This window comes from Aeromonas tecta (genome assembly GCF_000820185.1).
GTDB classification, from domain to species: domain Bacteria; phylum Pseudomonadota; class Gammaproteobacteria; order Enterobacterales; family Aeromonadaceae; genus Aeromonas; species Aeromonas tecta.
In genome coordinates this window covers 1,025-1,232 of the sequence record NZ_CDCA01000038.1, presented here as the reverse complement: position 1 = coordinate 1,232, position 208 = coordinate 1,025, and the positions used below count along the sequence as shown (strand labels likewise).

The 208-nt window shown below is 65.4% G+C and carries 1 protein-coding gene; it reads left to right on the top strand.

Annotation, left to right across the window (positions count from 1 at the left end; genetic code table 11):
• Positions 1–208: VCBS domain-containing protein (locus BN1137_RS23210; protein ID WP_157433835.1), on the top strand; the 208-nt coding region annotated here is incomplete at both ends.

Genomic DNA, 208 nt, shown 5'->3' with positions numbered 1-208 from the left:
AGACCAAGGTCGAGACCTTCACCGTCCAGAGTGCCGATGGCACCACGCATACCGTCACCATCACCATCACCGGCACCAATGACTTGCCGACCATCGAAGGCGACGACCTGGGCGCGGTCACCGAAGACGCGGCCAACCCGACCCTGACCGACAGCGGCGTGCTGACCGTGACCGATGCGGATGCGGGCCAGTCGGTGTTTGTGGCCGG